Source organism: Qipengyuania sp. MTN3-11 (assembly GCF_042851825.1).
Taxonomy (GTDB): Bacteria; Pseudomonadota; Alphaproteobacteria; order Sphingomonadales; family Sphingomonadaceae; genus Qipengyuania.
Genome location: NZ_BTGM01000004.1, coordinates 315,927 through 337,992, shown reverse-complemented (window position 1 = coordinate 337,992; position 22,066 = coordinate 315,927). Strand labels below are relative to the sequence as shown.

At 66.7% G+C, this 22,066-nt stretch carries 23 protein-coding genes; 13 read left to right on the top strand and 10 right to left on the bottom strand.

Going from position 1 to position 22,066, the window contains the following annotated elements; genetic code table 11:
- The coding region (locus ACGHN1_RS14450) for an outer membrane protein (RefSeq protein WP_390551563.1) at nt 1-822 on the bottom strand (822 nt) is incomplete at its 3' end.
- A 196-nt stretch (nt 823-1,018) separates the two neighbouring features.
- Here ACGHN1_RS14450 and ACGHN1_RS14445 point away from each other — a divergent pair.
- The 3 genes from ACGHN1_RS14445 to ACGHN1_RS14435 are packed head-to-tail and all read left to right on the top strand — an operon-like array spanning nt 1,019 to nt 3,275.
- The gene (locus ACGHN1_RS14445; RefSeq protein WP_390551579.1) at nt 1,019-2,623 is read left to right on the top strand and encodes a long-chain fatty acid--CoA ligase; all 1,605 of its coding nucleotides are present in this window, start codon (nt 1,019-1,021) and stop codon (nt 2,621-2,623) included.
- Between the two features lie 5 nt (nt 2,624-2,628).
- Nucleotides 2,629-2,847, top strand: a complete 219-nt coding sequence (locus ACGHN1_RS14440; RefSeq protein ID WP_390551562.1) for a hypothetical protein — start codon at nt 2,629-2,631, stop codon at nt 2,845-2,847.
- Nucleotides 2,844-3,275 (top strand): DUF1330 domain-containing protein, encoded by a 432-nt coding sequence (locus ACGHN1_RS14435; RefSeq protein ID WP_390551561.1) that lies wholly within the window; start codon nt 2,844-2,846, stop codon nt 3,273-3,275. The genes ACGHN1_RS14440 and ACGHN1_RS14435 overlap by 4 nt, the downstream gene beginning before the upstream one ends.
- A 5-nt stretch (nt 3,276-3,280) precedes the next feature.
- Here ACGHN1_RS14435 and ACGHN1_RS14430 read toward each other — a convergent pair whose 3' ends face one another.
- The 5 genes from ACGHN1_RS14430 to ACGHN1_RS14410 are packed head-to-tail and all read right to left on the bottom strand — an operon-like array spanning nt 3,281 to nt 7,812.
- Nucleotides 3,281-3,658, bottom strand: coding sequence for a VOC family protein (locus ACGHN1_RS14430; protein ID WP_390551560.1), 378 nt, complete (start codon nt 3,656-3,658; stop codon nt 3,281-3,283).
- A 49-nt stretch (nt 3,659-3,707) separates the two neighbouring features.
- Nucleotides 3,708-4,793 (bottom strand): PA0069 family radical SAM protein, encoded by a 1,086-nt coding sequence (locus tag ACGHN1_RS14425; RefSeq protein WP_390551559.1) that lies wholly within the window; start codon nt 4,791-4,793, stop codon nt 3,708-3,710.
- 40 nt (nt 4,794-4,833) lie between these two features.
- On the bottom strand, nt 4,834-5,361 hold the full coding sequence (gene moaB, locus ACGHN1_RS14420) for a molybdenum cofactor biosynthesis protein B (RefSeq protein WP_390551558.1): 528 nt from the start codon (nt 5,359-5,361) through the stop codon (nt 4,834-4,836).
- A 1-nt stretch (nt 5,362) separates the two neighbouring features.
- Nucleotides 5,363-7,081, bottom strand: a complete 1,719-nt coding sequence (locus tag ACGHN1_RS14415) for a lytic transglycosylase domain-containing protein (RefSeq protein WP_390551557.1) — start codon at nt 7,079-7,081, stop codon at nt 5,363-5,365.
- A complete protein-coding gene (locus ACGHN1_RS14410) occupies nt 7,078-7,812 on the bottom strand; it encodes a hypothetical protein (protein ID WP_390551556.1) in 735 nt (244 codons plus the stop codon). Before ACGHN1_RS14410 ends, ACGHN1_RS14415 begins: the two co-directional genes overlap by 4 nt.
- A gap of 84 nt (nt 7,813-7,896) precedes the next feature.
- Between ACGHN1_RS14410 and ACGHN1_RS14405 the strand changes: the two genes are divergently transcribed.
- The 6 genes from ACGHN1_RS14405 to ACGHN1_RS14380 are packed head-to-tail and all read left to right on the top strand — an operon-like array spanning nt 7,897 to nt 14,062.
- The gene (locus ACGHN1_RS14405; protein ID WP_390551555.1) at nt 7,897-9,540 is read left to right on the top strand and encodes an electron transfer flavoprotein-ubiquinone oxidoreductase; all 1,644 of its coding nucleotides are present in this window, start codon (nt 7,897-7,899) and stop codon (nt 9,538-9,540) included.
- A 12-nt stretch (nt 9,541-9,552) separates the two neighbouring features.
- Nucleotides 9,553-10,362, top strand: coding sequence for a 4-(cytidine 5'-diphospho)-2-C-methyl-D-erythritol kinase (locus ACGHN1_RS14400; protein WP_390551554.1), 810 nt, complete (start codon nt 9,553-9,555; stop codon nt 10,360-10,362).
- Nucleotides 10,359-11,087, top strand: coding sequence for an N-formylglutamate amidohydrolase (locus ACGHN1_RS14395; RefSeq protein WP_390551553.1), 729 nt, complete (start codon nt 10,359-10,361; stop codon nt 11,085-11,087). Before ACGHN1_RS14400 ends, ACGHN1_RS14395 begins: the two co-directional genes overlap by 4 nt.
- A gap of 40 nt (nt 11,088-11,127) precedes the next feature.
- Nucleotides 11,128-11,481 (top strand): hypothetical protein, encoded by a 354-nt coding sequence (locus ACGHN1_RS14390; protein WP_390551552.1) that lies wholly within the window; start codon nt 11,128-11,130, stop codon nt 11,479-11,481.
- Nucleotides 11,478-12,869, top strand: coding sequence for an NAD(P)H-hydrate dehydratase (locus ACGHN1_RS14385; RefSeq protein ID WP_390551551.1), 1,392 nt, complete (start codon nt 11,478-11,480; stop codon nt 12,867-12,869). Before ACGHN1_RS14390 ends, ACGHN1_RS14385 begins: the two co-directional genes overlap by 4 nt.
- Nucleotides 12,866-14,062 (top strand): class I SAM-dependent RNA methyltransferase, encoded by a 1,197-nt coding sequence (locus ACGHN1_RS14380; RefSeq protein WP_390551550.1) that lies wholly within the window; start codon nt 12,866-12,868, stop codon nt 14,060-14,062. Before ACGHN1_RS14385 ends, ACGHN1_RS14380 begins: the two co-directional genes overlap by 4 nt.
- Here the strand turns inward: ACGHN1_RS14380 and ACGHN1_RS14375 are convergent.
- The 4 genes from ACGHN1_RS14375 to ACGHN1_RS14360 are packed head-to-tail and all read right to left on the bottom strand — an operon-like array spanning nt 14,059 to nt 16,896.
- Nucleotides 14,059-14,847 (bottom strand): hydrolase 1, exosortase A system-associated, encoded by a 789-nt coding sequence (locus tag ACGHN1_RS14375; protein WP_390551549.1) that lies wholly within the window; start codon nt 14,845-14,847, stop codon nt 14,059-14,061. The two genes, ACGHN1_RS14380 and ACGHN1_RS14375, sit on opposite strands and share 4 nt — an antisense overlap.
- The gene (locus tag ACGHN1_RS14370) at nt 14,844-15,527 is read right to left on the bottom strand and encodes a hypothetical protein (protein ID WP_390551548.1); all 684 of its coding nucleotides are present in this window, start codon (nt 15,525-15,527) and stop codon (nt 14,844-14,846) included. Before ACGHN1_RS14370 ends, ACGHN1_RS14375 begins: the two co-directional genes overlap by 4 nt.
- A gap of 9 nt (nt 15,528-15,536) precedes the next feature.
- A complete protein-coding gene (locus ACGHN1_RS14365) occupies nt 15,537-15,875 on the bottom strand; it encodes an acyl carrier protein (RefSeq protein WP_390551547.1) in 339 nt (112 codons plus the stop codon).
- Between the two features lie 34 nt (nt 15,876-15,909).
- A complete protein-coding gene (locus ACGHN1_RS14360; protein WP_390551546.1) occupies nt 15,910-16,896 on the bottom strand; it encodes a GNAT family N-acetyltransferase in 987 nt (328 codons plus the stop codon).
- A gap of 28 nt (nt 16,897-16,924) precedes the next feature.
- Between ACGHN1_RS14360 and ACGHN1_RS14355 the strand changes: the two genes are divergently transcribed.
- From ACGHN1_RS14355 to ACGHN1_RS14340, 4 genes are all read left to right on the top strand, one after another.
- Entirely contained in the window at nt 16,925-18,442 is a 1,518-nt protein-coding gene (locus ACGHN1_RS14355; RefSeq protein ID WP_390551578.1) for an acyl-CoA ligase (AMP-forming), exosortase A system-associated, read from the top strand.
- An 8-nt stretch (nt 18,443-18,450) separates the two neighbouring features.
- Nucleotides 18,451-19,689, top strand: a complete 1,239-nt coding sequence (locus ACGHN1_RS14350; protein WP_390551577.1) for a pyridoxal-dependent decarboxylase, exosortase A system-associated — start codon at nt 18,451-18,453, stop codon at nt 19,687-19,689.
- A gap of 189 nt (nt 19,690-19,878) precedes the next feature.
- A complete protein-coding gene (locus ACGHN1_RS14345; RefSeq protein WP_390551545.1) occupies nt 19,879-20,523 on the top strand; it encodes an XrtA/PEP-CTERM system exopolysaccharide export protein in 645 nt (214 codons plus the stop codon).
- Nucleotides 20,524-20,538: 15 nt separating this feature from the next.
- A complete protein-coding gene (locus ACGHN1_RS14340) occupies nt 20,539-22,059 on the top strand; it encodes an XrtA system polysaccharide chain length determinant (protein WP_390551544.1) in 1,521 nt (506 codons plus the stop codon).
- Nucleotides 22,060-22,066: the final 7 nt, after the last annotated feature.

Here is a 22,066-nt window from a genome sequence, read left to right as displayed (position 1 = left end):
GTTGAAGAAGACGATGTACGGACCCGTCTCGCAAACCGGCTGCGGCGGAGGCGGCGGCGGAGGCGGCGGGGGAGGCGGCGGAGGCGGCGGGGGAGGCGGCGGAGGCGGCGGGGGAGGCGGCGGCGGCGGGGCCACCTCTTCCGGAGCGCCGAAATTGTAGAGCAGGCTCGCGAGCACCGAATGGGCCTGGTAATCGACCTCGAGCGGTGCGCCCCCGGCCGCATCGATTTCGAACTCGTCGATCACGAAATAGCGGTACTTGAGCCCGAGATCGATCCGGTCGGTGACCGGAAAACGGAGGCCCGCGAGCCCCTGATAAGCGAAATCGGTGGTGCTGTCGTCGACCAGCGAGCCGAAGCCGGTCACGGTCACGGGAAGGTCGAGATTGGCGAAACCCGCTCCGCCGCCGACGAAGACCTGCAGGCCGCCGTCGCTGCCGAACTCGAGCAGGCCGTTGACCATACCGCTGAGTATCGAGAGATCGTCCTGGTTGTCGACCACCGTGCCGGGAGCCACACCGCCGCCGACCAGGGCGGGGTTGACGATGGTCAGGCTGTCGTAGCTGTTGCGCTTGTAGCCGGCTTCGCCCTCGAGCCGGAAGAAGCCGAAATCGTAGCCGAACACGGCATCGACATCGAGCCCGGTGTTGGTGTCGGCGAAGGCGGCATTGGTCTGCGGATCGGTGTTGGCGAGATCGATATCGACCTGATCCTCGAAGCTCACGCCGCCTTCGATGCCGGCATAGGCCTGTCCGTCGCGGGCCTGCGCCGGTGCGGCGACGATCGCCGCGGCGCTTCCCAGCAGGATTGCTGTCTTCCTCATCGTTGTCGTCTCCTCGACCTGAACTTTGTGGGGCCTAGGGCCCGTGCGTGGCAAATGCGTGACAGCGATGCGATGGGGTCAGGGTCCCCCTAGCGAACTGCGGAATTGCATTGGGGGCTGGCGCTGGGCATGAGTGGCCGAACAGGACGGTCGCCGGCGAACGGGGCCTGCAACGGGAGACGATTAAATCATGGCCATGCAACCCCTCGGAGCGATGCAGGACTGGACCATGCGGGTGACCCATGTGATCGATCATGCGGCCCGCGAGGCGGGGACGCGCGAAATCGTGACGCACTGGGCGGATGGCAGCGAGACGCGGACCGACTGGGCGGGCATCCGCCGCGACGCGCTGAAGATGGCGCAGGCGCTCGAGGCGCTCGGGTTGAAACCCGGCGACAAGGTCGCGAGCCTGGCGATGAACCATTCGCGGCATCTGGTCAGCTGGTACGGCGTCGCGGGAATGGGCGGGGTGCTTCACACGGTGAATCCCCGGCTGTTCGAGGACCAGCTCGAGTACATCGTCAATCACGCCGAGGACAAGGTCATGCTCTACGATGCGGCGTTCCAGCCGATCGTCGACAAGATGCGCAGCCGCTGGACCACGGTGGATCACTACATCTGCTTCGATTCCGCTGAACACGCGACAAGCTTCGAAGAGTGGATCGGCGAACAGGACGGCGATTACCAGTGGGTGTCCGGCGCGGAAACCGACCCGTGCATGATCTGCTACACCAGCGGCACCACCGGCAACCCCAAGGGCGTGCAGTACGAGCACCGTTCGACGGTGCTGCACGCTCTTTCCGGACTGCAGCCGGCGGCGTTCAATTTCAACGCGTCGTCGGTGATGCTGCCAGTGGTGCCGATGTTCCACGCGGCGAGCTGGGGGCTGCCCTATGCCGGGGCGATGGCCGGGATCAAATTTGTGTTCTCGGCGGTCAACGAGCCGGCGGTCCTGTGCGATCTGATGGAACGCGAAGGGGTGACCGACAGTGCCGGCGTGCCGACCGTCTGGCTGGCGACGTTCCAATATTGCGATGCCGCCGGAAAGGACTTGCCCAAGCTCAAGGCCGCGACCATCGGCGGATCGGCGGCGCCGCGGTTCATGATCGAGCGGTTGATGAAGAACGGCACGCGTGTCCAGCACGCCTGGGGGATGACCGAGACCAGCCCTATCGGCACGGTCGGAGGGCCAACCCACGACTGGGACGACATGACCTTCGAGGAGAAGGTGACCAAGACGATGATGCAGGGCCGCCCGACCTTCGGCGTCGAGCTGCGCACGGTCGATCTCGATGATCGCGCGAAGGTGCTTCCCCGCGACGGGACAACGTCCGGCGCGCTGCAGATCCGCGGTCCCTGGGTGCTCAAGCGGTATTTCAAGGCGGAGGAGGACGCCGTGGATGCCGAAGGCTGGTTCGACACCGGAGATGTCGGGGTGCTTCATCCCGACGGCACGCTTCAGCTCACCGACCGCACCAAGGACGTCATCAAGTCGGGCGGCGAATGGATCAGCTCGGTCGAACTGGAGAACGCCGCGGTCGGGCACCCCGCCGTTGCCGAAGCGGCCTGTATCGGCATGGCGCATCCCAAATGGGACGAGCGCCCGGTGTTGTTCGTGGTGAGGAAGGAAGGCGCCGAATGCCGCGGCGAGGAGATCGTGGAGTTCCTTTCCGACAAGGTTGCGAAATGGTGGCTTCCTGACGCGGTGGAATTCGTCGACGACATCCCCCACACCGCCACCGGCAAGATCAGCAAGAAGGATCTGCGCGAGCGGTTCAGCGACTACCGGCTGGAGGCCTGAGCCCGGTGGCGACCAGCAGCAAGACCTGCCCCAAATGCGGCCGCCGGATGGAGGAGGGCTTTACCATCGACGCCGGCGATTACAATTCTCCCACCGTTCCCGGCTGGCATCCGGGACAGCCGGACAAGAGATGGTACGGGCTCAAGGTCGACAAGGCCGAGAAACGCCCCGTCGCGACATGGCGCTGCACGAGCTGCGGCTATCTGGAGAGCTACGCCTTATGACCCGACCCTACATCGATCCTACACCCGATGGCTTCGAGGCTTTCAAGGGCCTGCCCCGCGACGAGCCGATCCACATGCTCAACCTGCTGCTTTACCGAGAAAGCGCGGAATATCCCGAGGGCCATGCAAACGCGGACAAGCAATGGACCGGGCGCGAGGCCTACCGAGAATACGGGCGGACGAGCGGCCCGATCTTCCGCCGCGTCGGCGGCAGCATCGTCTGGCGCGGCGCGTTTCAGTGCATGGTCACCGGGCCCGAAACCCGCGAATGGCACGATGGCTTCGTCGCGCAATATCCGAACAGCGCGGCCTTCTTCGAAATGATCAAGGATCCCGAGTATCAGAAGGCGGTCGTCAACCGCACCGCGGCGCTGGCCGACAGCCGGCTTGTGCGGTTCAAGCCAGGGGCAGTCGGCAAGGTTTTCTAGCCGGTTCAGTCCGCCATGAAGGTCAGCGCTTCGATCTTGTTGCCATCGGGGTCCTGCACGAAGGCGGCGAAGTAGTTCGCATCGTATTCCGGGCGCAGGCCCGGTGCGCCGGCATCCGTTCCACCCTGCGCAAGAGCGACCCGGTGGAAGGCCGCAACCTGTTCGCGGCTTTCCACTTCGAAGGCCACGTGGACCCCGTTGCCCCGTTCCGCCTTGCCCCCATCGGCGGGCAAGTTGAGACTGAAAACGGTGATGCCCGCGCCGTATCCCACCGCTTCGTCGACATCGAGCGTGCGCCGCAGTCCCAGTTCGCGCATGACGGGGTCGTAGAAGGCCCGGGCCCTGTCGAGGTCGCTGGTTCCGAAGGAAACGTGATGCAGCATGACGGATCAATCGGGTTCGAGGCCGCCCGGTTCCCGTCTGGCGTTGCGATCATAGCAGACGCATCTGCCCGCCGACCTCCGGCTTGCGGAAGCGGGTGCAATCGAGCTCGAATTTCGCAGCGCCGAAGCCCGCGCGCCTGCACGCCAGATTGAACCGGGCGCGGAAGAGATCGGCCCAGACCCCGGTAGGGCGGAGGCGCGAGAAGAAGCTCGGATCGTTGTCCTTCCCGTTGCGGATCGAGCGGACGATGCTCATGACCTTGTCGCCCCGCTCGGGGAAGTGAACCGACAGCCACTCGCGGAACAGTGGCGCGACCTCGTGCGGCAGGCGCAGCGGTATCCATCCGGCGCTGTCCACTCCCAGGGCCGAAGCGCGCGCGACGATTTCTTCCATGAACTCGTCCGTGATGGCGGGAATGACCGGAGCGATCGAACAATGGGTCGGGATGCCGGCTTCGGCGAGTTTGCCCAGCGCCGCCAGTCGTTTGGCAGGCGAAGATGCGCGCGGCTCGAGCTTGCCGGACAGCTTCGGGTCGAGGCTGGTCACCGAAATCGCGACCGCGACCAGCCTCCGGTCCGCCATAGCGCGAAGCAGGTCGATGTCGGCACAAACCCGATCCGATTTGGTGGTAATCGTGACGGGATGCCGCGCCTCCAGGCAGACCTCCAACAGCTCGCGGGTGATGCGGTAGCGTCCCTCGATCGGCTGGTAGGGATCGGTGTTCGTGCCCATCGCGATCGGCTTTGGCTTGTACCCCGGCTTCGCCAGCGTCTTGCGCAGCAACTCCGCCGCGTTGGGCTTGGCGAAGAGCCGGGTTTCGAAATCGAGGCCGGGCGAAAGGTCGTGAAAGGCGTGGGTGGGCCGCGCGAAGCAATAGACGCAACCATGCTCGCAGCCGCGATAGGCGTTGACCGAACGGTCGAAAAAAATGTCCGGCGAGCCGTTGAAGCTCAGGATGGTCTTCGGCTTCTCCTCGGTGACATGGGTGCGCAGGGGCGGCGGGGTGCCGTCGAGGTGCTCGACCCAGTCGCGCCAGTCCCCGTCGATCTCGCGGGTCGCCAGGCCGAACCGGGTGGGCACGGCGGCGGATTGTGCGCCGCGACCGGCCACCTTCGGTTCGAATCGGCGTTCCATTTATGAGAACATATAGGGAACGAAGCCGCGCGAACAGCCCTTACCGTTCTCGCAATCTCGGCATAAGCTCGACGAAGTTGCAGGGCCGGTTGCGGCTGTCGAGCTGTTCGGCGAGGATCCGGTCCCAGCCATCCTTTACCGCCCCGTTGGAGCCGGGGAGGGCGAAGATATAGGTTCCGCGTGCCAGCACCGCACAGGCGCGGCTCTGGATGGTGCTGGTGCCGATGGTCTCGTAGCTCACCCAGCGGAACAGCTCGCCGAAACCGGGGATGTCCTTGTCCTTCACCCGGTCGAGCGCTTCGGGCGTGACGTCGCGTCCGGTCAGGCCGGTGCCGCCGGTGGTGAGGATCGCGTCCACATCGGGATCGTCGATCCAGCGATGGAGGTGCGCGGCGATCTCGTTGGTGTCGTCACGGCTGATCTCGCGCGCGGCGATTGCATGACCGGCACCTTCGATGCGACCGGCGAGGATATCGCCCGACGTGTCCTCCGCCAATGTGCGGCTGTCCGATATCGTCAGCAGGGCGATGTGGAGCGGGATGAACTTCCTCGTCTCGTCGATGGGCATGCTATCGCTCGCTCGGGAACAGGGGCCAGTCGTTCTGCGCCAGCGCCACGCGGCTCGGGGCCGGGGCATCGGCCTGGCGCAGGTACATCCAGTAATTGCGCATGACGATGTTCACGTAGCTGCGCGTCTCCCAGTAGGGGATCGATTCCATGTAGAGCAGCGGGTCGCCCTGATCGATCACCTCGCTTTCCCAGCGCGCGACCGGGGTCGGCCCCGCGTTGTAGGCGGCCATGACCTTGGGCAGGTGCCCGCGTGTGTAATTGGCGCCCGCCAGTGCCTCCAGCGTCCGCTGGCCGAAGGCGAGGTTTGTGGCCGGTTCCTTGAGGTCCGATGCCGCGCTCAAATTGATCGAGGAGGCATATTCGCGCTGGGTGATCGGCTTGATCTGCATCAGGCCGATGGCATTGGCCGGGCTGACCACGCGTTCGCGGAAGTTCGATTCCTGCAAGGCGTGGGCGAAAGCGAGCGCCGGATCGACCCGCCATCCGCCATAGGGTGTCTGGGTGGTCACCGGCCAGCGCAGCCACGGTTCGGCGGCGGCTCCGCGCGGCGCGTTGTAGGCCATGAAACTCTGCGCGCCCGGAAGGCCGAGCCCCCGGGCAAGCCGGGTGAGCGCGCCGAACTCGGCCGGATCGCCGGTCCGCGCCTGATATTGCAGCGCCTCCTCCGCCCGTTCCCGGCGTCCGAGCTCCGCCAGCATCACCGCCTGGCGCGCCGCGGGCTCGTCGGCCAGCCTTTGCCAGTCGGCTGCGGTAAGGTCCGGGCGGGCATGGTCCTCGGGCAGTTCCTGGCCGAGTTGTTCGCGCGCGAGCATGCCGTAAAGCGTCTCGACGAAGCGCGCCGCCCCGCGCAGCTGTTCTCCGGCGGCTTCCGGGCGGCGGCAGCGGACGAGCGCGCGGCTCGCCCAATATTGCGCCGCGGCGGTCAGCTCGGGATCGGTCGAGAGGCCGGCGGCGCGCTGGAACCCGTCGGTGGCACCGGCGCAATCGCCCAGCCGCCAGGCGGAGAGGCCGACCACCCATTCGCCTTCCGCGACCCAGGGGCCCGACCCTGCCGAGACGGTCTGGGCCAACGCCAATGCCTCGGTGTCGCGATTCTCGATGTAGTAGCTCCAGGCCACCCGCTGGCGCCATTCCGCCCGCGCCTCGGGCGAAAGCGAGGCGTCGATCCCGTCGAGCAGCAATCGCGCCCCGTCGGGATCGTCGTTGCTGATTCGCTCGAGGATCGCCGAGGAAATGTTTCCCGGCATGGTTCCGTCAGCGATGCCGCGCGGCAGCGTGCGGCGGGTGAAGCCGCCCTGGCTCGTCAGCTGGCGCTCGATCGGCAGGCCGGGCTGAGTGGTCAGCCCGCGCGTCTGGGCCAACCGGACGATGCCGGGGGCCTGCGGCAGGTCCGCATAACGGTCGAGCCAGGCGGTGAGCCGGTCGAGCTCGATCCGCGGGCTCTCGGGATGGAGATAATATTCGGCCAGCACCGCGCCGTGGAGCGGCCCCTCCGTTCGCTGCGTCAGCGCCAGTTCGACCCGGTCCCAATTGCGCGCCTCGATCGCCTCGAACAGCGAGGCGTAATAGAGCCGGTCGTCCGCCGACAGCAGCACGGGCAGCGCGGCGGGGCGCATCTGAGTGAAATAGGCGACGCTCTGCGGGTTTGCCGCGAGCGGGGAGACCGCGGGCAGGGCAGCAAGAGCCGTTGCCACGGCGAGGTATTGGCGAAAATTCAAGAAGACCACTCCAGCCATTGATTCCAGAACCGCTTCTTGCGCGCGGGCGAGCGGTCGATGCTTTCGAGCGAGGGGGCGACGAGCAGCGGGCGTCCGTCGACCTCGCGGGTTTCGGGGGTGGCGCCGAGCAGCGGTGCCAGCGTACGGCCGAACACTAGCAGGCGCCGGGGCGCGGCGAGTTCGACATGCAGGCGCAGCAGATCGCCGAGCCCGCGCAGTCCCAGCGCGTTCCAGTCGGGGAGCGCGGTCGGCCGGGGCAGGGCGCTCGCGACGTAGATTCGGTTCTCGGAAAGTCCGGCGGCACGGGCGAATGCGTCGAGCACCCGGCCCTGTTCGCCAGACAGCAGCACCTGCCGATCCTGGGGGTCGGGCTGGCCGACGAGCATCATGATCCCGACACCGGCTTCTCCGCGCGGTGCCACCCGCTCCCCGAGACCTCCATGATCGAGCGAGGGCTCGTGCAGCCAGTATTCGCGGAATGCGGCGAGATCGGTCGGCCAACCCGCCCGGTCCCCGCCGATGGGCGCATCGGAAACGGAGGACAGCGCGCGTTCCAGCGCGTTGCGCTCGCGTGGCGGCGGAGGCGGCGGCGCCTCCTGCACCGGAGTCGGGGGGGCGGCGGCTCGCAGCCATGATGCCGGCTCGTCCACGAAATCGAGGTCGACGCCCGCCTCGCCCCACCAGGTGAGAGCCGCTGCATATTCGGCGAGAAGATCGGTGTGCTGGTTCATCGCGGGCCCTCGCCGGGTCTTGACCTGCCGCACGGGCGTGGGTCAAGGCGGGCGAGCACGCAAACGCGACGAAAAGAGAGAGATATGAGCGAACGCGAATCCATGCCCTGCGACGTCGTCATCGTCGGAGGCGGCGTGGCGGGGCTTGCCACCGCGATCCGGCTCAAGCAGCTGAACGAGGAACTCGAGGTCGTGGTGCTCGAGAAGGGCAGCGAGATCGGCGCGCATGTCCTCTCCGGCGCGGTGGTCGATCCGCGCGCGATGGACGAGCTGCTGCCGGACTGGCGCGACACCGACTGCCCGCTGAAGGAGGTCCCCGTCACCGACAACCAGCACTGGGTGATGAGCGCGACCAAGAGCCGCGAGATTCCGCATCTGTTGATGCCGCCTTTCATGTCGAACGACGGCAATTACACGGTCAGCCTCGCCAATCTCACCCGCTGGCTGGGCGAACGGGCCGAGGAACTGGGCGTGATGGTCTTCCCCGGCTTTCCTGCCGCCGAGGTCATTTTCGATGGCGACAAGGTCGCGGGCGTCATTACCCAGGACATGGGCGTGGACGCCAAGGGCGAGCACAAGCCCGACTATCAGCCGGGAATGGAAATCCAGGCGAAATACACCGTCTTTGCCGAAGGGGTGCGCGGCAATCTCACCAAGATGCTCAAGGGCAAATACGATCTCGAAGCGGATTGCCAGCCGCAGGTCTACGGCCTCGGCGTCAAGGAAATCTGGGACGTCGCGCCGGAACAGCACAAGCCCGGCCTGGTGATCCACACGCAGGGCTGGCCGCTCTCCGAAAGCGAGAGCTGGGGCGGCGGCTTCATCTACCACCAGGCGAACGGCCAGGTGGCGATCGGCTTCGTCACCGCGCTCGACTACAAGAACCCCTACGTCTCGCCCTTCCAGGAATTCCAGCGCTGGAAGCAGCACCCCTCGATCCGGCCGATGCTCGAGGGCGGCAAGCGGGTGGCCTATGGCGGGCGAGCGATCAACGAGGGTGGGTGGCAGTCCGTGCCCAGGCTCGCCTTCCCCGGCGGCGTGCTGGTCGGCTGCGCCGCGGGCTTCGTCAACGTGCCGCGCATCAAGGGCAGCCACACCGCGATGAAGAGCGGCATGCTCGCCGCCGAGAGCATCGCTGCGGCGATCGCAAACGGCTCCGAACACACCGAGCTGATGGACTACGATGCGGCGGTGCGCTCGAGCTGGATTGCCACCGAGCTCAAGAAGGTGAAGAACGCGCAACCCGCCGTCTCGAAATTCGGCGGCGACATTGGCACCGTTCTGGCGGGCATCGACATGTGGATGCGTCAGCTCAAGATCGGCCTGCCGATCACGATGAAGCATGCGCCCGACCACGAACACCTCCAGCGCGCGGACCTGTTCAAGCCGCTCGCCTATCCCAAGCCCGATGGCGAGATCAGCTTCGACCGTCTCACCAGCGTCGCCTACAGCTACACCAACCATGCCGAGGACCAGCCCTGCCACCTCAAGGTCAAGGACATGGAGCTGCAGAGGGTGAGCGAGCTGGGCGAATACGCCGGCCCCTCGACCCGCTATTGCCCGGCCGGGGTCTACGAATGGGTCGGGGTCGAGGAAGGCAATCCCGAGTTCGTGATCAACTCTCAAAACTGCGTCCACTGCAAGACCTGCGACATCAAGGACCCCAACCAGAACATCGAATGGACCACGCCCGAGGGGGGTGGGGGTCCCAATTATCCGAACATGTGACCGACGCGCCTGATGCGCGAGACCGCCTACGCCAAGATCAACCTCGCGCTGCATGTGCGTGCGCGGCGGGGGGACGGGTATCATGCGCTCGAGACGCTGTTCGCCTTCGTCGACTGCGGTGATGTCCTGACGACCCGCGCCGCCGCTCGCGACGAAGTGCGGACCTTGGGCGAGTTCGCCGGCGGGCTGCAGGATCCGTTCGACAACCTCGTAGCCCGGGCGCTCGGCAAGCTGCCGCGCCCCGACGGACTCGCCATCACGCTCGAAAAGAACCTGCCGGTCGCGGCGGGGTTGGGCGGGGGCTCGGCGGACGCGGGGGCGGTGTTTCGTATCGTGCGCGAGCGTTGCGGGTTGCCCGAGGACTGGCGTGAGCGGGCGGCTTCGCTCGGCGCGGACGTGCCCGCTTGCGTCGAGAGCCGGACCTGCATCGGCCGCGGGACCGGGACCGAACTGGAGCCGCTCGACGACGACAGCCTGGCGGGCACCCCCGTCCTGCTGGTCAATCCGCGCGTCCCGCTCGCCACCGGGCCGGTCTTCGCGGGTTGGGATGGCGAGGATCGCGGGCCTCTCCCCACCGGCACCGCGCGCGAGATCGCGCTCGCCGGGCGCAACGATCTCGAAGCCCCGGCGATTGCGCTTGTCCCGCAGATTTCCGCCGTTCTGGAGGTCCTCCAAGGAACTTCCGCATGGCTCGCCCGTATGTCGGGCTCGGGCGCGACGTGCTTCGCGCTCTTCTCGAATCCGGAGGATTGCGGTGACGCCATGGCGTCGATCCGGGCCTCCCATCCGGACTGGTGGCTGATGCGCGGGAGTTTGCGATGATCGACGGACAGCCCTTCCGCCAGGTCGGCGAGGCCGGGCCGACCGGCCTGCTGTGCGTCGCCGATCACGCGTCGGACTTCGTTCCGCCCGACATCGAGCTCGGGATCGATCCGGCCTTGCTCGCCACGCACATCGCGCTCGACATCGGGGTCGGAGGGCTCGCCGACCGGCTCGCGCGGCGTCACCGGATACCGGCCCATATCTCGACCGTCAGCCGGCTGGTCTGCGACATGCACCGCCGCGAGGACGAGCCCGCCGTCGTCCCCACGACCAGCGACGGACACCTGATCCCGGGCAACATCGGCGCAAACGTCGAGAAGCGGCTCGACCGCTTCCACCGGCCCTATCATGCGGCGTTCAAGACGATGATCGAGACTGTTCGACCCCGGCTGCTGGTCGCGCTGCACAGCTTCACTCCGAAGCTCGAAAGCAGCGAGGAAGAGCGTCCCTGGGAAGTGGCGCTGCTCTACAATCGGGACAATTCCGCCGCCCAGCACGCCATCCGCCTGTTCCGCGAGCAGGGGCTCACCGTCGGGGACAACCAGCCCTATTCGGGCAAGCAGCTCAATGCCACGATGGACCGCCATGCCGAAGCCCGGGGGCTTCCCTACCTCACCATCGAAATCCGCAACGACCAGATAGCCACCGAGGCTGGCCAGTCGCGCTGGGCGACGATGATCGCCGACATTACCGGCCGTGTGCTGCTGGCGCTGGAGAACAGCTGAGCTTGCGCGAAGGGCGGTCGCGTGGCAGCCGCGCAGCACGATGCGAACCCTGATCATTCTTGCCGTGCCGATGGTCCTTGCCGGTTGCTGGCAGTCTCCGGCTGCCGAACCCGAGCCCGAGGGCAGCGGGGTCGAATGCGCTCTCGACGGGACGGAGGTGCTCAAGGAGGACTGTACGCTCGAAGTCCGCGGCACGGGTGGAGAATTCGTGATCCATCATCCGGACGGCGGTTTCCGCCGGTTCGCTTACGACACGGGTGGCGGATACACGATTTTGGACGGCGCGGACGCCCTTGTCGTTCGCGACGGACCGGAAGCGCCTCACGTCGAATTCACCGTCGGGGACGATCGCTATCTCGTGCCCCGGTCCCTCATCACCGCAGCGCCGCGATGACCGCGGCGGTGCTGAGCGTCGAGGCCATGCGCGACGCCGAGAGGGCGGCGATGGACGCGGGCGCATCGGAATGGGAACTGATGCAGCGGGCAGGTCGCGGCGCGGCGGGGTGGGTATGGCGCATCGCTGCCGCAAGGGCGGTGACGGTGTTGTGCGGCCCGGGAAACAATGGCGGCGATGGCTATGTGATCGCCGAATGGCTGAGAGTGCGTGGAACCGAGGTCCTGGTCGTGGCTCCGCTGCCGCCGAGAACAGATACGGCGGCGCGCGCGAAGGAGGCATTCCGCGGTGATATTACAACGCAGCTGCCCGGTTCGGCTCATGGTCTCCTGGTGGATTGCCTCTTCGGCCACGGTCTCTCGCGCGCGATCGAGAGCCCCTTCGCGGAATTGCTCGAGGTATCGCACGCAAGCCATTCTTTTTGCATCGCCATCGACCTTCCGAGCGGCATGGACAGCAACACCGGGAAATGGCTCGGAAATAGCCGTTCCTACGATATGACCCTGGCCCTTGGCGCGTGGAAACAGGCGCATTTCCTGATGCCCGGCCGTGCCGACATGGGGACGGTGCGATTGGTGCCGATTGGACTGGACCTGGAAAGTCTTTCAAATCGTGCGAGCACCCGTCCGCAGCTTTGTCCACCTGCGGCCGACAGCCACAAATATCGCCGGGGGCTGGTCGCGGTGGTGGCGGGCGAAATGCCCGGCGCGCCGTTGCTCTCCGCACTCGCGGCGATGCGCGCGGGTGCGGGCTATGTGAAGCTGTTCAGCGAGCATTCGCATCCCGATGCTCCGGCGGAACTGGTCATCGAGGGGGCACGGCTCGAGGATGCCCTGCGCGACGAACGCATCGGCGCGGTGCTGGTGGGGCCGGGTCTGGGCCGCGGCGAGGACAGCCGCCATCGCCTCCGCGCCGCCGTCGCGGCAGAAGCACCGCTGGTGCTCGACGCCGATGCGCTCCACCTGCTCGATCCGGTCCTGATCGACGGTGCAGATCCTTCCGGCATGGTCGCAACTCCCCACGAAGGCGAGCTGGCGAGACTGTGCGAGACCTTCGACGTCACGGCGCAGAGCAAGTTCGACCGGGTCGAGGCGCTGCGCGAAACCACCGGAATGACCATACTCGCAAAGGGTCCGGATACGGTCCTCGCCCCGGCGCGCGGGGGCCTGCGCTTCTTCCCGCGCGGGTCGAGCTGGCTGTCTGCCGCCGGGACCGGGGATGCGCTGGCGGGCATCATTGCCTCGCGCCTTGCGGTGGGCGGCGATCCGGCCATCGCGGCTGAGGAGGCGGTGTGGCTGCACCAAGAAGCTGCGCGCAGGGCCGGGCCGGGCTTCACGGCCGGCGGGCTGGCCGAAGTGGTACAGCCCGCGCTCGCGTCGTTCCTGTGAGCGTGCCGGAAGAAATAATCCGTATCGCCGCCAAGGGCGATGGTGTCACCGCATCGGGTCGCCATATCGCCGGCGCGGTGCCGGGCGATGTCCTACGGGCCGATGGTACGATCCAGCACGGCCCTCACCATGCCACCCCTCCATGCCGCCATTTCGCGCGTTGCGGCGGCTGCCAGCTCCAGCATGCGGACGAAGAGGCACTGCGCCGCTTCGTCACCGATCGGGTGGTCCATGCCGCCGCCTCGCAGGACATCGCGCCAGGCGAAGTGCTTCCCACCCATCTCTCGCCGTCGCAGAGCCGCCGCCGCGCCACACTCCACGGCCTCAAGACGGCCGCTGGCGTGGTGCTGGGGTATCGCGAGGCCGGCTCGCACCGGATCGTCGATATCGGCGAATGCCCGGTGCTGCGGCCCGAGCTCTTCTCGCTCGTTTTGCCCCTGCGGAAGGCATTGGCCGAGGCAGCGGGAAAGCGCCCGGTCGACGTGGCTCTAACTCTGGCAGACCAAGGAGTGGACGTCGCCATTTCGGGCCTCGAGCTCGACGGGCTGGGACCGACCGAGGCGATGCTCGATTTCGCTCGCGACCACCAACTTGCGCGCCTGTCGCTGGACCAGGGCTATGGAGCGGAGCCGATGTGGGAGCCAGAACCGGTGACGGTCACGCTGTCGGGCGTGCCCGTGCCGCTGCCGGTCGGTGCCTTCCTACAAGCCACGGTGGATGGCGAGCGGACGCTGGTGGCGGATGCGGTCGCCTTCGCGAACGGCGCGGGATCGATCGCCGATCTGTTCTCGGGGCTGGGCACCTTCGCCTTCGCGTTTTCCCCCGACACGAATGTGCTCGCTGTCGAAGCGGCGCAGGACGCGCATCTTGCTTCCAAGGCGGTGGCCAACCGGCATGGGAGCTCGATCGCCGCGCTGCACCGCGACCTGTTCCGCGCGCCGCTCCAACCCGACGAGCTGACGCGATTCGACGCCGTGCTGCTCGATCCGCCCCGTGCCGGTGCCCGCGAGCAGATCCGCGAGATTGCCGCGAGCCCGGTGGAAAGGGTGATCTATGTCAGCTGCAACCCGTCGAGCTGGGCGCGCGATGCGCGCACGCTGGTGGATGCCGGCTTCCGCCTCGAAAAGCTGCGCCCGGTCGGCCAGTTCCGCTGGTCGACCCATGTCGAGCTGACCAGCCTCTTCGTCCGTTAGCCGCGCAAGGCCTCCAGCAGGCGTTCGCGCAGCCAGGCGCGTGCCTCGGGCTCGACATAGGCATGGCCCGCGCCGGGGCAGCGCGCGATCCGGTTGTCCAACCGATCCCAGCTTTCGGCGAAGACCTGCGCGGTGCGGTCGCGCTCGGCCAGCAGGATGCGCACCGGGCCGGCAAACGAGGCCAGAGCCGTCTGCATCTCCGCGGCGAGCGAGGTCGGCTGCGCCTTGGGGCCGACCGCCCGCGCAATACCGCGCAGCAGTTTGCGGTAATCCACCCCGCCGCTCAGCAGACGAGCGATTTCCCGGGGATTGCGCAGCTTGGCGAGGTAGCGCGAGCGGATGGCCGACGGAGGAGGCGTGTCGTCCGCTTCGCTCTCGCCGTCGTTCTCGATGGTCCAGGGATTGCTCAACACCAGCGCATCGCAGCCCGCGCCGCCTGCCAGCATGAGAGCCGAGGCGGCATCGCAATTTCCGAAGCCGACCACCTTTTCAAGCTGCGGAGCGAGCGAGCGGAATGCGTCGAGGGCGGCTGCCATGTCGGGGCCGCTCTCCCGAAAGCCGCGGTTGGCGCCTTCGCTGTCGCCGATCCCGCGCCGGTCGAAACGAAACACGGGATAGCCCGCGTCCGCGATCTCCGCGGCGATCCGCGCTTGCCCGGAGAAGGCGCCGCTGCGGATCTCGTTGCCGCCGCCTACGATCAGCAGCCCGGTGGTGCCGGGAGCGCTATCCAACGTGCCCGCGAGCCGGTTCCCTTCGCAAGGAAACGTCATGTGGCGGCGCGTCACTTATCCGACCCGATTGCTGTCGCGAGATTTCCTGCAAGCGCTGCGGCTTGCGCCGGATCCTCGTCCGGCTCGGCCCGCAGCCATAGTGGGGTCCCGCCGACCTCGGCCTGTTCGATCACGCGATCCTCGGACCCACGCTGGTAATCGGCATGCTCGAGTTCGCGGACCATTGTCGGCCCGAGATGCCAGCCGGAGAGCTCGATACCGCGCTCGCGCGCGATGTCCATGATGTCCGGTGCCTTCTCCTCGCGCCCGGCTTCGCGCGCGGCGATGGTCCGCGCCCGGACGAGGCCCCGAAGCAGTTGCGAGCCTTTCTGCGGCGCGTAGGCGATGGCAGGAATACCGTCAGGCAACAGCAATGCACCGCTGCGAATGGCGAAGGCATGGGTGGCACGGAAGCGTGTCGCCGCCGAGCGCGCGGCGATGCGCCAGTCCGAGAGGGTCTGCGCCTCGAGATTGCTCCGACTTTCGTTCGTACCGGGTAAGTCGGGCAGAAAGGTATCGATTCCCGCGAGGTCGAGTGCTCTCATGATTTCAACGGCCTGCCGGCGAAACTTGTTATGCTCGTCGAAGAACGGCGGGATTACCAGCAGCCGTCCGGCGCGCGACCGGTCAAGGACCAGCGCCATTTCCATGCTGTCGCCGCCGCCGGGCGCGGGGGCCTGCCATTGAGTGAACACCGCGAAGGCTCAGCCCTCGACCGTCTTCGCTTCGGCGAAGGCGAGCAGGCCGCCATAGGTCTCGAGCATCTCGCCATCGACATCCTCGTCCTCGATCAGGATGTCGAGCCGATCCTCCATCTCGGTTAGGAGACCGGCGACGGCCATGGAATCGAGTTCGGGAAGATGGCCGAACAGTCCGGTGTCGGCATCGAAGGCGGCGACGCGCGCTTCGTCCAGCCCCAGGACATCGCGGAGAATTCCCCGAAGGACCTTGTCGACTTCGGCGCGGCTCGGACCGGTCGGGTCGCTGCCCGCGGGATTTTCTTGCGCCGTCAGATCGTGCGCGGTCTGGCCGGAGGTGTGCATGGAATTCCTCGATAGCGTCCCGGAAGCGCGCGGCTTAGCCCTGCCGTAACGGCCGTGCAAGGCGAGCGAATGCATGGCGGGCGATATGCCTCACTCCCCGCCACTGCCGCCAGTCGATGCAGGTGAGCGTGTAGGTCGGGCGGATTTCCTCCATCCAGTCGCGCTTGTAGCTGTCCGAACCGGTTCCGAAGTCCACGCGCTCGACACGGTCGCGGTCGATCGCCTGTTCGAACATCGCCGCGCTCAGCGTGGTGCCGGCCGACAGCTTGGCGAATTCCTCGTCGTAGGAGAGCTTGTGGATATAGGCGACGCCGTTCTCCATCGTCCAGAGCTGTGCCGCGACGGCCCTGCCTTCGTGGCGTGCGATGCCCAGCCGCAGCCGCCCGCCCTTACTTTCGTGGCGCGCAAATTCCTCGAGAAGAAGAATGTCTTTTTCTTTGTCCTTCCAGCTTCTTGCGTAGACGTTTTGATATTCCGTCCAGATCGCGGGATCGAAGGCTTCGAGAATTTCGACATCGACCTTCTTCGCCTTGCGCTTCAGCGTGGTGCGCAGGGGGCCCGGGCGCTCGGCCCAGTACTCGGCAAAGCTGCGACCGCCGACACAGAGTTGGTGGCTCTCGCCCGTCGCCTCGAGCCTGGCGATCCAGCCGGCGCGGCGAAAGGCGCGGGCCAGCCGTTCGCCGACTTCGTCGCAATCGTCGATCTGGTCCAGAACCACGCGATGGGATCGGCCGCGAAGCTCGCGCGCCATGCCTTCGAGCGAAGCATCGCTGACCGCACCCGACAGGGCCAGAGGCCGCCAGGTGAAGGCGAAGGGGTGACGCATCGCCCCCAATCCCTGGTCGGTCGGCTGCAGCGACAGGGCAATCGAATTACCGTCCTCGCGCAGCTCGACGATCAGCGGGCTGGTGCCGTGCTTTTCGACGAGTGCATACCATTCGATACTGTCGAAGGGGCCACGGCCCCGGTAATCGGGGGCTTGCAGATCGGCGAAGGTGTCGTGATAGCTGACCGCGTACATTTCCCGCCCCTGTCGGAGACTCAAGGTTATTTCGCCGGACCCCGTTCCTCGCCCGCTGGATCACCTGCTCGAGAGAGGCAATCCGGAATCGGACGCGCTGGTCTTGCGGGGCGAGAGGCTTAGCTACGAAGGGTTAAGAGAGCGTTTGGCATGGCTTGCGGGATGGCTCGCGAGCCTGGCCGAACCGGGTGCGCGCGTGGCAAGCTGGGCGGCGAAGGGAGAGGCGACCTGCCTGCTGCCGCTCGCCGCGGCGCGGGCCGGGCTGGTCCATGTGCCGATCAATCCGCTGCTGAAGCGTGCGCAGGTGGCCCATATCCTTGCCGACAGCGGCGCGAGCGTGCTGATCGGCACCCGCGCGCGCCTGGCGACGCTGGAGGAGGGAGATGTGCCCGCCGCCTGCTGCCTGTTCGACGAGGAAGAGGCGATGCGGCGCGCGAAGGAAGGCGCCCCCCTTTCTCTGCCTTCGGACCGAGACCCGAAGGAGCTCGCGGCAATCCTCTACACCAGTGGCTCGACCGGTCGGCCCAAGGGCGTGATGCTCAGCCATGCGAACATGTGGCTCGGCGCGGTTTCGGTGGCGAGTTATCTCGGGCTTGGGGAAGACGACGTGACACTGGCGGTGTTGCCGCTCTCCTTCGACTACGGCCAGAACCAGCTCTTCAGTACCTGGTATGCCGGGGGCAGCGTGGTCCCGCTGGACTACCTCTTCGCACGCGACGTTCCCAAGGCATGTGCGCGACACGGCGTCACGACCCTGGCCGCGGTTCCGCCGCTCTGGGTCCAGCTCACCGAGGTGGAATGGCCGGAGGAGGCCGTCGCGCCGATGCGCCGTCTGACCAACAGTGGTGGTGCGCTTACCGTCGAGCTGGTGGGCGACTTGCGTGCGCAATTTCCGCAGGCGAAGCTGTTTCCCATGTATGGCCTGACGGAGGCCTTCCGTTCCACATTTCTCGATCCCGATCTGGTCGACCGGCACCCGACCTCGATGGGCGGCGCGATCCCCTTTGCGGAGATATTGGTGGTCACCGACGACGGAGCGATCGCCGCGTCGAACGAGGAGGGGGAACTGGTCCATTGCGGCCCCTTGGTGGCGCAGGGATATTGGCAGGACGAGGCGCGGACCGCCGAGCGGTTCCGGCCCGCGCCGAAAGACAGCGAATATGGCGGCATGGCGGTATGGTCGGGCGACCGGGTCCGGCGCGACGAACAGGGGCTGCTCTATTTCGTCGGCCGGCGCGATGCGATGATCAAGAGTTCGGGCAACCGCATCAGCCCGCAGGAAATCGAGGATGCGGCGCGGGCCACGGGCCTGGTGGCCGAGGCGGTGGCGCTGGGTGTCGCCGACGAGCGGGTCGGGCAAGCGGTTCATCTCGTGGTCCGGGGCGAAGGCGATGCCGCAGCGCTCAAGGCAGCGCTGGCGCGGGAGCTGCCCAATTTCATGCAGCCCCGGTCGATCCACTGGCGCGACAGCCTGCCGCTCAATCCCAACGGCAAGCTCGATCGTGCCGCGATCGCCAGCGAACTGACGAGGGAGCTCGAGAAGTGAGCGAGGAAATGGCGATCAAGCCCAAGCCGGTCGGCCCCATTCCGGAGGGCTACGGCGCGCGCGAGGGTGAACTCGAAATCGGTTGCGAGACGGCGTCCAGGCTGATCGACAGGGCCGGGCGAACGCCGGTATTCCTCTATTCGCGGGCCCTGATGGAGCAGCGCATGGCTCATCTGCGCGGCGCGATGCCCGAGCGTCTCAAGATTAATTATGCGATTAAAGCCAATAGCTTCGAGCCGGTTCTTCAGGTCATGGCGAAACTCGCAGACGGGCTCGACATCGCCTCGGGCGGCGAACTCGATCTGGTTCGGGCGGCCGGCATCGATCCGGAGAGGGTCAGTTTCGCCGGCCCCGGCAAACGTGATGTCGAACTCGAGGCTGCGATCGGCGCGGGTGTGACGCTCAATCTCGAAAGCGAGGGCGAGGCCACCCGCGCCCTGGCTACCGCCGAGCGTCTCGGGCGGGCGCCGCGGCTGGCCGTGCGGGTCAATCCGGATTTCGAGCTCAAGGGTTCGGGAATGAAAATGGGGGGCGGGGCCAAGCCCTTCGGCGTGGATGCGGAGCGAGTCCCGGCGCTGGTGCGCGACATCCTCTCCGCCGGGTGCGAATTTCGCGGCCTCCACATCTTCACCGGCAGCCAGGCGCTCGACGCGGAGGCTCTGGTGGAGGCTCAGGCGAACACGCTGGCGCTGGCGCATCGGATCGCGAGCGAGGCGAAGACGGCGCTCCCCAAGCTGAACATGGGCGGCGGTTTCGGCATCCCTTATTTCCCCGGCGACACGCCACTCGACATCGGCCGCGTCGGCGAAGCGCTCGCGCAACGGTTCGGCGACCTTCCCGATACGCTGGCGCACGCCGAGCTCTTTATCGAACTCGGGCGCTATCTGGTCGGCGAGGCGGGGGTCTATCTCACCCGCATCGTCGATCGCAAAGTCAGCCATGGCGAGACCTATCTGGTGACCGATGGCGGCCTCCATCACCAGCTCGCCGCTTCGGGCAATTTCGGGCAGGTGGTCCGGCGCAATTATCCGGTCGCCATCGCCAACCGCTTCGATGCCGAGGCGACGGAAGTCGCCAATGTCGTCGGCTGTCTGTGCACGCCGCTCGACCGGCTGGCCGATCGAGCACATCTCCCGCGCGCGGAAGTCGGCGATATCGTGGCGGTGTTCTGTGCCGGAGCCTATGGAGCAAGCGCCAGCCCGAGCGCCTTTCTCGGACAGGGACCGGCGGCCGAAATGCTCGTGTAAGGTTTCGCGGGCCGCGCGTACCGTATCGGGACGGGAGGCGCACAAGCGTCGGAAACCCCTCGCTTCGCATGCGATGGCTAACTCTCTGTTCACCTTTATCGGGCATTAATCTCGGCGAACATGGGGATTATGGATGTGCCGCAGGGCGCATCCGATGCCCTGCGAACGCATTGATCGGGGACGAAATCCATGAGCTTTTCCCGCAAGACCGCCGGCATGGCGATGCTGGCCATGGCCGGCACGGGCCTGGCCGGTTGCACGACCGGCCCGAGCGCGGAACTGCCGCCCGCGACCTTCGTCGCCTTGCAGGAAGGCCCCGGCGAGGAATACGTCATCGGCCCGCTCGACAATCTCACCATCCATGTCTGGCGCAATCCAGAGCTCGGAGCGGAGAAGATCCAGGTCCGGCCCGACGGGCGGATCACCATTCCGCTGGTCAAGGACATGCCCGCGGTCGGGAAGACCCCGTCCATGCTAGAAGAGGACATCCGGCTCCAGCTCAGCCAGTATATCGAGGATCCGCTGGTCAGCGTGATCGTCAACGAATTTGCCGGCACATTCAGCCAGCAGGTGCGGATCGTGGGCGCCACGGAACAGCCGGCGAGCCTGCCCTATCGTGCCAACATGACCGTGCTCGACGCGATGATCGCGGTCGGAGGTCTCAGCGAATACGCATCGGGCAACCGCGCCAAGCTGATCCGCTTCGACAAGCAGTCGGGCAATCAACGCGAATATGCGCTGCGTCTGGCCGATCTCCTGCGTCACGGCGATAGCCGCGCCAATGTCATGCTCCAGCCCGGGGATGTCATCATCATCCCCGAATCGACCTTCTAGGGAACCACCGGGAACATGGACCAGGCTTTCGAGGAAGTGCGCGCGGCGCTCCATTCGGTGTGGAACCGCCGCTGGCTGGCGCTCGCCGTCGCCTGGGGCGTGTGCGTCGTCGGCTGGCTGGTGGTGGCGCTGATCCCCAACAGCTACGAAAGCAACGCCCGGATATTCGTCGAGCTCGACGACGTCCTGTCCGAACAGCTCCAGATCGCGGGCGAGGGCAAGCAGGAACTCGTCAAGGTTCGCCAGACTCTGGCGAGCGCGGTCAATCTCGAAAAGGTAATTCGCGCCACGAGGCTCGGCGAGGATATCCGCACCCAACCCGAGATGCAGGCTGCGATCACCAAGCTCACCGAAAACATCAAGGTGGAAAGCACACAGGACAATCTGTTCGAGATTTCCGCCACCATCGGCAAGGGCGATCTGTCTGACGCCGCCAACGCCCAGCTCGCGCAGCAGGTCACGCAGAAGATGATCGACATCTTCCGCGAGGAAAACGTTGCCGGCGCGCGCGGCGAGGTGGCCGACACGATCGTTTTCCTCGACGAGCAACTCGAGGAGCGCAAGCAGGAACTCGAGGCGGCGGAACAACGGCGGATGGCCTTCGAGGCCGAGAATCCGGAGCTGATCGGCGGCACCGCGACGGTTTCCACCCGGCTCACCAACCTGCGCACCGAGATGCGCGGTGTCGATGCAGATCTCGCCGCCGCCCAGAGCGCTCTTGCGGCGATCAGCGGCCAGCTCGCCAGCACGCCGCGAACCATGATCGTGCCGGGGCAGAGCGGCGGGGCACGCGGTGCGCTTGCCGATGCGCGCTCGCAGCTTGCCGGAATGCGCGCCCGCGGCCTCACCGATACCCATCCCGACGTCCAGTCGCAGCAGCGCCAGATCGCGCTGCTCGAGCGTCAGGCAGCCTCGGAAGGAGACGGGAACTACGGTTCGCCCAATCCCGCCTATACCTCGCTCGTCTCGATCCGGGCCGAGCGCCAGGCCAATCTGCAGGCGCTCCAGGCGCGCAAGGCCGCCTTGCAGTCCGACATCACCGCGATGATGGCCGCTCAGGCCAGCGAGCCTGCGGTTGCTGCCGAGGCCAACCGCATCAGCCGCGACTACGAGGTGCTGAAGACCAAGTATGACGAGCTGCTCAAGAACCGCGAGGAGATGCGCCTGCGCGGCGATGTCCAGACGGAACGCAGCGCGCTCCAGTTCCAGGTCATCGACCCGCCGACCCTGCCGAGCGCTCCGGCATCTCCCAACCGACCTCTGCTCCTCATCGGCGTGCTGTTCGCAGGGCTTGCGGCGGGGGCCGGAACGGCCTTTGCGATGGGCCGTCTGCGGGCCGGGTTCAACACTGCCGAAAGCCTCGAGAGGGCGCTCGACCTGCCGGTGGTTGGAACGATCTCGCGTTCGATGACCGCCGCTCGCAAGACACGCGAACGTCTCCGGATGAAGCAATTCGCGGGTGGAATCGCAGCGCTCTGCGGCCTGTGTGTCGTGCTGCTGGCGATCGAATTCATCCAGGTCGGCACGATTGCGTGAAGGAGGG